The sequence below is a fragment of the Nostoc sp. CHAB 5836 genome (genome assembly GCF_020829445.1).
In the GTDB taxonomy this organism is placed as follows: domain Bacteria; phylum Cyanobacteriota; class Cyanobacteriia; order Cyanobacteriales; family Nostocaceae; genus Nostoc.
Genome location: NZ_JAIVFV010000196.1, coordinates 1 through 11721 on the forward strand (window position 1 = coordinate 1; position 11721 = coordinate 11721).

An 11721-nucleotide genomic window follows, 5' to 3' on the forward strand; every position below is an offset into this window, starting at 1 on the left:
CAAATACTTTTTCCACTCTACAGGTTATCCATAAAATTCAAAAACTAAAACTACCGTTCCACAAAGGTTTCAACTTCAGCGTTCACGTAGCGAAAAAAATGGATAAAGTCGAGCTTAGAGGATGTTTATAAAGTAAATATTAAGTAGGGTGTGTTACGGCTGTGTAGGAATTTGAGGGTTTGAGAAAGTCTAATTTAGCCGCAGGGCACCATATCTCCAGGTGCCGTACACGAGAGCTTTAACGCACCCGACAATTTAAGGTTTACTTTATAATAAATGGTCTCTCAAGGCGTGAATTGTCCCAGTGCTGAAAAAAGTTATCTTTAACCAATAAATTGGCTCTGAATCTACATCATCAACGCAGAGTCAGGTGTCTTCTTGTCAGAAATCGAGTTCTTGCACTTCTAATTATCCACCATTCGTGAGATTTGAATACATTATAACTTGTCTTAACCAGTGAATTTACGCAAGTAGGTCTTGTTGAAGAAAAATTCAGGAGCGGAGCCGGAGATGCTCCACCGAGGAGTCAGAATCAATCAGTCGGGGTAATAGCCCCGTTCAGAAAATGTCTTTGTTTTTGATGATGCAATCGCTACGCATTTTGAATGAAGCGCAAAAACAGCAAAAGTATAGCTTTGCCTAGAGTCAAAAAAGAGCGTTAGACGGAGAGTTTGCGGCATGAAATTCAAATCCCTCAGCGAATTTAATACTATTGACAGATGTGGCAAAGTAAAGAATGGATTACAAGGTAGTTAGGGTGAAGAAATTAGCAATTATCTTCAGTAAAAACCCCAATTTACAATTCCGGAAGGAAAAATCTGTAAGAGGATGTTTTAAAAGTCGTTTTTTCGGGATAACAAGTTCTAGTTCTCCCCTGAAAAAGGGGGTTTCCCAATTAGCGACTGGCGTGGATTAGGGGGGAGCAATAAGTGCCGAAAATCATAGCCAAATACTTTTCAAACATCCTTTAATCAAAAACTCAGGAGAAAACAATGTCTAACATCAACAACTACGGAGTAGATATGAACAAGAAAACTTTAGCTGAATTGAACTTAAGTGCAGTGAACGAACTTAGGGATGAGGATGCTGCTGCTTTTAGTGGAGGTGCTGCAACTATATACCGGGATGCTAACTTTAAGGGAGGGGGGCTGAAGTATTCTAATGGTGATTCTAACCTCGTTAATGACAATTTCAACGACACAACCTCATCTATTATTATTACAGGGAATGAAAGGTGGAGGTTTTATAGAGACGTAAACTTCCAAGGCCCGGCTGTAACTCTAGGACGAGGACGATACTCGTTTGTTGCTGATTTTGGTATTCCAAACGATTCGATTAGTTCTCTCAGACGTCTCTAAGAGGCTGTTTGAAAAGTCTAATTTATTACTCACCGGGCGACTAGAAGTCGCGGCTACACAAACAAAACCTGCCTACGCAGGTTAAAAACCTTAATTTTTCGTTAGTCCACCTTGGTGGACAACGCTAGTGTAGTAGCGAATTATATTCGCCTAATACTTTTCAAACAACCTCTAAAATATAGGAGTGAAAATGAATGTAGAGACGTTGCAATGCAACGTCTCTACAAAGGATTTGGGGCTTAACCCAACGGGATTGGGTTATAATAACTTTACTTAGTTTACATCTCCCTTGGTTTCCAACCAAGGGATTCTAAACTGATGTTGCTACGGGGTCTAAAAGATCCACTCTGGAACGTTTACGAATTGATTTGTAAGCAAATCATATCGTTGTGGCACTGTCAAAATACCCTACCCACCTCGGCTAGATTTAACCCTAGCTGTGTGGCTACTTGATTGTTAAGTGAAATGCGTAAATACGTTTTTTGTTATGGAGTTTTTCATCCTATATTTACGCTATTTAATTTGATCATGTTGTCTAATAAATTAGACAATTAGCTTTCATCCCCCGGCTTGAAGCCGGAGGTTCTCAGCATAAACACGATAGTAAAATGCCTCAGAGGATTCATGCATTTTTGAGGCATTTTACCAAGAACAGGAAAAGGGGAAGAGTGATAAAATCCTGCTCAAATTTTGCGTAACAGAGCAAGTAAACTTATTTATAAAAGAAATAAAAAGATTTTTTAAGGGGACAGGTAGTGCAAGAAAAAATACGTCATTATAGAAATCCCCCTTCGGCTAACCTCACGGAACGCTTAATTTTAATTATGGGGATTTCCCTGTTAAAAGTTGCCCGTTAAGAGTTTCCTTTTAATCATAAATTTGGAATTTTAACTGACAATTCCCAGGTTGTTGTATATCTCGATGAGATTACCATCAGGATCGCGGAAATGGGCTGTGCGAATTCCCCAGTCTGGGCGATCTTGTGGTTGAGTCACAACGATCGCATTCTGATCTTTTACTTGCTCATAGACTTCATCTACGTTATCGACTGCGAAAATCAAGACGATTTTATCTCGATTGACAACATATGAAGGCTGTTCGATTCTGGGGACTACTTCAGCCATTAATTCTTTTTTGAACAAACCCAACTTGAGATATCCGGTATTAAACTCAGCATATCCGCTATCTTCATCGCCCCAATCGACATCAAATTTCAGCAGATCCCGGTAGAACAGAAAAGAATCTTTGTAGTTGGAGACAAGCAGTCTCAGGTGTGTTAGCTGAAGCTTCATATCTGTTGGATTAGTCTACTAACTGTGAATTCTAGGTTCTGGGTGCAAAGTCGCCAACAACTCACTTTCGACGATCGCCAATTCATCAAGTCGTTGCATGACGATTTCTTTGTCGAAATAAGTAGCAGCTAAAACCCAATATATACCGTAGTGACGCGCTTCGGATGCCATTAGCCCACGATAAAATTTTGCTAGGTCTGGCTCTGGACAGTGAGCAGCTAATAATCCCAGGCGTTCGTGAGAGCGAGCTTCGATTAAACCAGTAACTAGTAAGGAATCCAGAAATCGCTCAGGTTCTTTGGGGCGGACTTGAGCCTTTAAAAGAGCGCCATAAGGAGGCGGTGGTAAGGGAGCCAGGGGAATATCCCGGCGTTCTAACCATTGGTTAACTAGCTCAAAGTGTTCTAGTTCTTCGCGGGCGATCGCAGTTAGTTCCCGCACCATTTTAGTATTGGAAGGGTAGCGAAACATCATATTCAAGGCTACGCCTGCTGCTTTGCGTTCACAGTGGGAGTGGTCGAGTAAGATGATGTCTAAGTTAGCGATGGCTTGTTCAACCCAAGCAGAGCTAGTGGGCTGTTTCAGGGCGTTGATAGTCGGTAACTGAGTCAGCACAGAGTCAAAAAACTCCAGAATGTTAATTTAGCTGATACCAATTCTCCATGAAGATGCATATAATAAGAGTCCCCTGTAGTCCCTCCAAAGCTTGGGGCGACGGCGTAGCGGAGGGGTAAATATATGCAGCTTTACAAAGAAACGGTATGAGTATCCTACCAAATTGATTTTAATAGATAAACCCAGTCCCTGGTTTGCTCCTTGGCCTGCTTCATTCCTGCTGCCGCCGTTCCTCCATGTCTTGAGTAGAAATCATACTATTGACCCTATCTATATCCACCATCATCAAAACTGCTCCTTGCATTTCAATGCCAAGTAGCGGAGTGATTGCCAGGTAACATTTTATTTGCCTACCCCGACGGTTGGTAGCATCAAGGATCATTTCTTGAAACTGTTTTTTCCCGGATAGGGAGTCGCGGATGGGCGATCGCAACTGCTCGACGGGTAGCCCAATATCTAGGCTGAAGATAGACTTTTCCATAACTTCATCAGTCCGCAAGCCCCATAAATCTTCTGCCATATAATTCCAAATAGAGATATTAAAGCTGCTGTCAATTACCACTATTCCCGTTTGTAAACTCTTGAGAATAGAGGTGAGGAAAATGTTTGTGCGATTAAGTTCTGCGGTGCGTTCGCTCAGTTCGTTATTAATTGTTTGTAATTCTTCATTAGTAGATTGTAATTCTTCATTCATCGTCTCCAATTCTTCATTAGTAGATTGCAGTTCTTCATTAGTAGTTTCTAATTCTTCATTAGTAGATTGGAGTTCTTCGTTGGTGGTTTCTAACTCTTCATTGGTAGATTGGAGTTCTTCGTTGGTGGTTTCCAATTCTTGTTGGGAGCGTTGCAAGGCATCTTGGAGTTTAATGTAACGGGTGACATCATGAAAGGAGATACTGACCCCTAAAAAACTGGTATCTGTTTCTTGTAAAGGCGTAATTTGCACATCCAGATATTGGATTTCTGTGTTAGATAAATAGCGCTCTACATTTGTCAGGGTAATGGGGCGGCGTTCACTATAAGCCCGTTCAATTAGCGATCGCAATTCAACTGGCCGATAAGAAAGTTCTAGATCCTGCAAGGGACGAGCTAAATCTTTAGGGGAAAGGGCAAACAAAGTCCGCGCCTGCTCGTTCACCATTACCAAAATGCCATTGATATCAATGATTATTTGGGCGATTGGGGCTGTGTCAAAACCCATATCTCGCAGCCGGATATGTCGAGCCAAACGGTTGCTAGATTGATCATCTGCTAAATTTGCCATAACTAAGAGGCGATCGCGTAAATTTACCGTTGATACCTTCGTAAATATCCGGTTTTTCAAGTCCAGTGGCATAAACAGACTGGAATGCATCAATAGCATCTCTGCTTTCCCCAAAAACAGATAGCCATTATCATTGAGTGCAAAATGAAACCGGGACAGAATTCGCCCTTGAGTCTCAGAATTAAAATACATTAATGTATTGCGGCTGACGAGTAAATCTAAGCGCGAAATGGGCGCATCTTGAAGCAAATCGTGGCGACCAAAAATCACTGAGCGACGCACGTCTTGGCGGAAGACATAATGGTGTCCGACAATCTCAAAGTATTTCTGCCGCACTTCATCTGGCACTGTTTGCACATCTTTAGCTGAATATACAGCAAGACGTGCTTGGTTGAGAGCATCTTCATCTACATCTGTGGCGTAGATTTTCACTCGTTGGCGAAATTCTTCTGCTCCCAATATTTCAGCCATCAACATTGCTAGGGTATAAGCTTCTTCTCCAGAAGCACACCCAGCACTCCAGATGCGAATTGGGTCAGAAGTTTTTTTATTTCTAATGAGCTTAGGCAGTATTTGATCTGCGATGTATTCCCAAGCTGATGAATCTCGGAAAAAAGCGGTGACGTTAATTAGGATGGTGTTGAAAAGATCATCGAATTCTTCTGGATAAACTTCTAGATAGTCTTGATATTCTTCAAAATTTTCTATAGTTAATGACTGCATCCGCTTGACTACCCGACGCATCAAAGTTGAGCGCTTATAGCCTGTAAAATCAAATCCCCGGTTTTGTGTGAGATAAATCAGTAGATTTTCAAATTTGGGATCTCTTTCTGCGGAAGTCATACCATTTGGGATTTTAGGTTAAAAGTATTTTTTCATGGCTATTTCATTCTAGAGATAAACCAATACGGTTCAGTTAGCGTCAAAAACCTTGTATTGCGTAGGTTGGGTTGAGGAACGAAACCCAACATTTCGCGGGGTTTGTTGGGTAACACTAAAGTTCAACCCAACCTACAATTATCCTTAACCCAAGCGTATTGAGACATAAACCACCCGGAACTGAAGTTCCTGGCTCATAGCTAAAGTCCGTTTTAACGGACTATAACCTTTTATCAGTCGTCTTTAGACCAATACGGTTCACAAAAGGGCTGAACACTCTTTTTTTTACGAACCACAGAGGCGCAGGGAACACAGAGGGAAGAGAGAAGAGAGAAGGAGGAAATGCTTAACCCATAGCCCCAGAATTCATTCTGATGATGCAATATCTCAGTTGATTTCAACATTACCCATGACCAAAGTCACCAGAGTGTTAGAAATCTCATCCAAGGGGAGAATAAAATCTATATTACCAGTTTGAATTGCGGCGGAGGGCATCCCGGAAAATTCGGCAGTTTTTACGTCTTGGACAATGACAGTACCGCCCATTTTTTTAATCGCTTCTACTCCCATCGCGCCATCGCTACCCGTTCCACTTAGCACAAGTGCGATCGCTCTGTCTTTGTAAGTCGTTGCAACCGATTCAAATAATAAATCAGCCGAAGGACGTAAAAAATGTACTAATTCTGACTGTGATAAGGAAAGGGTACCGTCACCGTTAACCAACAGGTGAAGATTGGGCGGAGCAACGTAAGCTGTTCCCGGGGTAAGACAATCTCCCTCTTGTGCCTGCTTGACGGTAATATCTGTGCGCCGACTGAGAATTTCTGCCATGAACGAGCGGTGTTCGGGCGCGAGGTGTTGCACAATAGCGATCGCGGCTGGAAATTGTGCTTTTAGAGTTGATAGCACTTTAACTAGAGCAGTCAGACCGCCTGCGGAAGCTGCGATCGCAACTATATCAAAGGCAGCATTATGAAAGTGAGGTGGATAATTTTTGGCATTTTCTGCCATCTGAATCATTATTTTTCGCCTATGACTATCTGCGTAACTTCTTTATTTATGAATAGCATTAATTAACGTGAGTTCGATGAACCTCTCCCTCCCAGCCTCCCTCTGGGAAACGGAAAGAGAGGAGCAACGAAAAATTAAGCTTTTTGCTCCCCTCTCCGCTTCCCAGAGGGGCTGGGGGAGAGGTCAAATAAGACTTGTCAAACTCACGTTAATTACAGCAATTTTCCGGTAAATAGACCACGTAGGGGCGCAAGGCCTTGCGCCCCTACAAATATACAAATAATTTTGGATAATTTATTTTTTGTCAGTCCCTAATCTTGATTTTTGCACAAAATAAAGTCCTAATTGGAGAGTAGGAAGTAAGGTAGCGATGTTGCTTTCTCATCTCCCTCATCTCCCCCATCTCCCTCATCTCCCCCATCTCCCTCATCTCCCTCATCTCCCCCATCTCCCTCATCTCCCCCATCTCCCCCATCTCCCAATTTTGAAATTATGAGTTTGAGTCTGTGCATGATTGTGAAAAATGAAGCCGCGACACTACCTAAATGCCTGAGCAGTGTCCGAAAAGTAGTGGATGAAATGGTAGTTTTGGATACAGGCTCAATCGATCGCACTCCCAATATTGCCCAACAACTCGGTGCAAAAGTCCATCATTTTAAATGGTGTAATGACTTCAGTGCTGCCCGTAATGCAGCCCTAAAATATGTCACTGGTGATTGGATTTTGGTATTAGATGCTGACGAAACTCTCACACCAGCAATTGTACCGCAGTTGCGAGAAGCGATCGCTAGAGACGAATACCTGCTGATCAACCTCGTCCGCCACGAAGTTGGTGCAGAACAATCTCCCTATTCTCTGGTTTCCAGGCTATTCCGCAATCATCCAGATATTCGTTTTGACCGTCCCTACCATGCCTTAGTCGATGATAGTGTGTCAGAAATTTTAACCAAAGAACCCCATTGGCAAGTAGGTTATTTACCGGGGGTGGCACTTGTACACACAGGATATCAAAAAAGTGCGATCGCTCAAAATAACAAATATGCCAAAGCAGCTGCGGCGATGGAAGGGTTTCTCACGACTCATCCTGATGACCCCTACGTTTGCAGTAAATTAGGAGCATTGTATGTAGAAACTGGGAAAATTTCCCCAGGTATGGAGTTGCTCAGACATGGAATCACCGTTGCTGAAGAAAACTACGATATTTTATATGAACTCCACTATCATTTAGGCATTGCCTACAGTCGGTTGCAAAAATCCCCACAGGCTATTTCTCACTATCAAGCTGCCATCAAATTGCCCATTTACCCCATGCTCAAATTAGGAGCATACAACAATTTGGGTAACTTACTCAAAGCAGCCGGAGATTTCAACGGTGCGAAAACTGCTTACGCCACAACTTTGAAAATTGACCCGACTTTTGTTGTTGGACATTATAATTTGGCGATGACATTTAAAGCTTTGGGTTTATTTACAGATGCGATCGCATATTATCAAAATGCAATCAGGTTAAATCCCAACTATGCCGAAGCTTATCAAAATTTAGGGGTAGTGTTGCTGAAAGTTGGCAATCATCAAGATAGTTTAACAGCTTTTAAAAAAGCGATCGCCCTTCATGAAAGGTATAATCCCGAAGAGGCGAAGAGACTACGCCAGGGGTTGGAGGAGATGGAGTTGATGTAGATGTGAGGGGCATTTGTCATTTGTCATTTGTATTTCAAAGGACAGATGAGCAAATAAATAAAAAAGTTGTACAATATCTCAAAAGCAAGCCTTGTAAGGGTTTAGAACTATTTATTGCAAGATTCAATGGCGATCGCATCCCAAGTGCAAAACTGATCATATTTTTAATCATTCTTCATCCTCCAAGACTATTCGATTTCATCTTCAGTGAGGGTAGATTTTATTGGTTATAATAGACACTTAGTGAGAATGAATGTAGAGACGTAGCACTGCTACGTCTCTACAAGGGTTTCAGCCAACGCATAATTAATTTCTGGAGATGTCTAATGCTGGTAATCAGTAGGGCATAAGCCAAATGTCACCAAAAACTTTTGAGATTGCTGACTTATCTGATAATTTAGCTGATTTGTTGTCAGATATTCAAAATCATGTTGAAGTTACCCTCACTCATCAGGGTGTCCCTTTGGCAAAAGTTTTGCCTTTGACTCAACCTGATCTGAAAGTTACTAAAGCTGATTTAAATGATGCCTTAAAGCCAAGAGTTGCGGGTTTTTGGCAGGGAAAAGTTAAGATTGCTGATGATTTTGATGAGACTCCAGAAGAAGTAATTGCAGCATTTTATGGGGATGAATAGTGAGTTTTTTGTTAGATACTCATATTTTGTTGTGGTTCTTAGAAAATGATTCTAAATTGTCAGATCGGGTACGAGAGGTAATTACTAATCCTGAAAATTTAATTTTCGTCAGTGCAATTAGTGCTTGGGAGATTTCAATTAAACAGTCTTTAGGAAAGTTAATTGCTCCTGGTAATTTGGAGGAAGCTTTGCGCTTCAGTCAGTTTGAGGTTTTGTGTATGACATTGGCATATGGAATAAAGGTTGCTGATTTGCCTCTACACCATAAAGATCCTTTTGATAGGATGTTAATTGCTCAAGCTTTGGTAGAAGGTTTAACAATAATTACAGTAGACCAAAAGTTTAAATCTTATGATGTGCCATTATTCTCTGATGATTTCGGGTAGCTCAAATATGCTGGGGGTTTAAGTCCCCAGCAATGTGGGCAGCGCGAATTTAACGCCTAAATCTAAATCCCCGTCACTTTCACGGAAAAAGCGTTAGCGCAGCGTTAGCGACGTAGGAGCGTCATGGGCGAAAAAGCGAACTTGTACCGAGGGAAGTCGAGGTATTGCGAATTGGTTTAAGTACATTGGTGCAAAAAAAGTCAAGTATGTTACGAAACGTAAATAAACTTAAAACCTTTACTAATGACAAATGACCAATGACAAATGACAGCCTTAGCCAGTTAACTTTAATTGCGCCAACCTACTTAATCCACCTCTATAAATAGACTATTCCACTGTTACAGACTTGGCTAAATTTCTTGGCTGATCGACATCCAAACCGCGACGGGCGGCAATATGATAAGCCAATAATTGCAAAGGAACTACTGTCAAAATCGGAGAAAGTAATTCTTCTACATGAGAAATGGGGAGCAAGTCGTTAAAGATTTCCGCAGCTTCGCCATCGTTGACGGGAGTCACCCCAATTAACCGAGAATCTCTAGCTTTGGCTTCTTGGGCATTAGAAATAACTTTTTCGTAAACACTACCAGGAACTGCGATCGCAACTACTGGTACTTTTGCATCTAAAAGTGCGATCGGGCCATGTTTCATTTCTCCAGCCGGATACCCTTCGGCGTGAATGTAACTGATTTCTTTTAATTTCAACGCCCCTTCTAAAGCAATGGGGAAGTTAATTCCTCTTCCGATAAAAATGAAATCTTGGGTTTCGGCAAATTCGTGGGCTAACTGTTCGGTTAAACGTTCTTGACTTTCTAAAGTTGCCTCAATTTCTTTGGGAATCTGCCGCAACCCATTAATAATTTTCTCTAATGTATCTTTTGAAACTGTCTGACGGCGAGCTGCTAAATCTAATGCCAAAGCATAAAATGCCATCAGTTGGGCGGTAAAAGTTTTCGTCGCCGCTACGCCAATTTCAATTCCGGCTAGGGTACTGATAATATGCGGTACCATATGACCAAGGCTACTTTCAGGTCGATTAGTAATACCCAGTAGTCGCCCTTGATATTTGGGTTCTTTCCCCTGGCGACGTTCTTTTTCCATCGCCAAAGCTGCTAGAGTATCGGCAGTTTCACCTGATTGGGTAACACCAATGATCAACGTGTTAGCTGTCACAGGTGATGGTGCATAGCGATACTCAGAAGCGTAATGTACTTGAGTTGAAATTTCTGCTAGTTGTTCAAGTAAATATTTGCCGATTAATGCTGCGTGCCAACTGGTACCACAGGCGACGATCTGAATTTGTTCTAAATCGTTGTATAAATCTCCAGGTAAACCAAGATTGATTGGCGATTCACTAGATTCGCCTGGATTAAAGTATGCTTCTAAACTAGCTCTTACTACCCCTGGTTGCTCATGAATTTCTTTGAGCATGAAGTGTTTGAATCCCTGCTTTTCTACCATCGTGGGATTGAAGTTGAGCAGGCGGGGTTGTTTTTTCAACCTGTCGCCAGCAAAATTGTAAATCTCAACGCCCAAAGGTGTGAGGCGGGCAATTTCGCCATTTTCCAGAGGTAACACTGCACGGGTGTAGGAAACGATGGCAGGTGTGTCAGACGCACAGAATAACTCCCCTTGACCAAAACCAATTACCAAAGGTGCTTGTTGGCGAACAACAATCAATTCATCGGGGTAGTCAGCAGAAATAACTGCGATCGCAAATGCCCCCTGTAAGTGGTTGACCGCTTGGCGAATTGCCTCTAGGAATGGAGATGAGGGAGATGAGGGAGATGAGGGGGGAAGATTCTTTAATAATTCGGCGATCAGATGGGGAATGACTTCGGTATCGGTTTCAGAACGAAATTCGTGTCCTTTGACTTTGAGTTCCTCGCGTAACTCGCGGTAGTTTTCGATAATCCCATTTTGCACTACCGCCACTCGCTTTGCCGTATCCATGTGGGGATGGGCGTTGTACTCTTCTGGTTTACCATGAGTTGCCCAGCGTGTGTGACCAATACCAATTTGGGCAGGGGTTTCTACTTGTTCCAGTTTAGAACGCAGGTTATGGAGTTTGCCCTTTGCCCGCACACAATTCACCTCACCTTCCCAAACAGTGGCGATTCCAGCAGAATCATAGCCCCTGTACTCTAGTTTTTCCAGCCCAGACAGTAAAATATCTGTCGCTGCTTGAGTGCCTATATATCCAACGATTCCGCACATTGCTCACACCACTTTTTTTCAGGATGATTAAATCCAGTATAGTTGGCAGCACAAAGTGGACGTTTTGCAAAGAAAAAAGGGAGTAATTTACTCCCTTTACCATAGACCTCTTGCATAAATCAAACAATTTGAACCCCAAAGAGCCAAACCTGCGCTTTGTCTCCCCGAACGATGAGCAAAGAGGGAAAATCCAGTTCCCTCCCCGATTTCGGGGAGGGTTAGAGTGGGGTTCTTTATTATCCAGCTTCATATGAAATTGGTATGAGAAAACTTTAAATAAAATATAGTCTAACATAGTCAGATATAGTCCAAAATCCCGTCTGATGAAATTGTCTGATTCTGCTAAAACTTTGGGGATTTGCTACCTGAGGGCTTGGCGACATTA

General features: G+C 42.1%; 10 protein-coding genes. 4 read left to right on the top strand and 6 right to left on the bottom strand.

The window, feature by feature from the left end; translation table 11 throughout:
* Window positions 1-992: 992 nt before the first annotated feature.
* Window positions 993-1358, top strand: coding sequence for a beta/gamma crystallin-related protein (locus LC605_RS27125; RefSeq protein WP_229550590.1), 366 nt, complete (start codon window positions 993-995; stop codon window positions 1356-1358).
* An 887-nt stretch (window positions 1359-2245) separates the two neighbouring features.
* Here LC605_RS27125 and LC605_RS27130 read toward each other — a convergent pair.
* From LC605_RS27130 to LC605_RS27150, 5 genes are all read right to left on the bottom strand, one after another.
* Complete coding sequence (locus LC605_RS27130; protein WP_229550591.1) at window positions 2246-2650, bottom strand: VOC family protein; 405 nt, start codon at window positions 2648-2650, stop codon at window positions 2246-2248.
* An 18-nt stretch (window positions 2651-2668) separates the two neighbouring features.
* Window positions 2669-3265, bottom strand: coding sequence for a tRNA-(ms[2]io[6]A)-hydroxylase (locus LC605_RS27135; RefSeq protein WP_229550592.1), 597 nt, complete (start codon window positions 3263-3265; stop codon window positions 2669-2671).
* Window positions 3266-3476: 211 nt separating this feature from the next.
* Window positions 3477-5372 carry a CheR family methyltransferase gene (locus LC605_RS27140; protein ID WP_229550593.1) on the bottom strand — a complete coding sequence of 632 codons (1896 nt, stop codon included), beginning with the start codon at window positions 5370-5372 and terminating at the stop codon, window positions 3477-3479.
* A gap of 423 nt (window positions 5373-5795) precedes the next feature.
* Entirely contained in the window at window positions 5796-6428 is a 633-nt protein-coding gene (locus LC605_RS27145; RefSeq protein ID WP_229550594.1) for a chemotaxis protein CheB, read from the bottom strand.
* Between the two features lie 332 nt (window positions 6429-6760).
* Window positions 6761-6931: a hypothetical protein gene (locus LC605_RS27150; RefSeq protein ID WP_229550595.1), complete on the bottom strand. Its 171-nt coding sequence runs from the start codon at window positions 6929-6931 to the stop codon at window positions 6761-6763.
* Here LC605_RS27150 and LC605_RS27155 point away from each other — a divergent pair.
* From LC605_RS27155 to LC605_RS27165, 3 genes are all read left to right on the top strand, one after another.
* Window positions 6930-8099, top strand: coding sequence for a tetratricopeptide repeat protein (locus LC605_RS27155; RefSeq protein WP_229550596.1), 1170 nt, complete (start codon window positions 6930-6932; stop codon window positions 8097-8099). The two genes, LC605_RS27150 and LC605_RS27155, sit on opposite strands and share 2 nt — an antisense overlap.
* Before the next feature lie 355 nt (window positions 8100-8454).
* On the top strand, window positions 8455-8733 hold the full coding sequence (locus LC605_RS27160) for a hypothetical protein (RefSeq protein WP_229550597.1): 279 nt from the start codon (window positions 8455-8457) through the stop codon (window positions 8731-8733).
* A complete protein-coding gene (locus LC605_RS27165) occupies window positions 8733-9119 on the top strand; it encodes a type II toxin-antitoxin system VapC family toxin (protein WP_229550598.1) in 387 nt (128 codons plus the stop codon). Before LC605_RS27160 ends, LC605_RS27165 begins: the two co-directional genes overlap by 1 nt.
* A 327-nt stretch (window positions 9120-9446) precedes the next feature.
* Here the strand turns inward: LC605_RS27165 and glmS are convergent, their stop codons facing one another.
* Window positions 9447-11336, bottom strand: a complete 1890-nt coding sequence (gene glmS, locus LC605_RS27170; RefSeq protein WP_229550599.1) for a glutamine--fructose-6-phosphate transaminase (isomerizing) — start codon at window positions 11334-11336, stop codon at window positions 9447-9449.
* Between the last annotated feature and the right edge of the window lie 385 nt (window positions 11337-11721).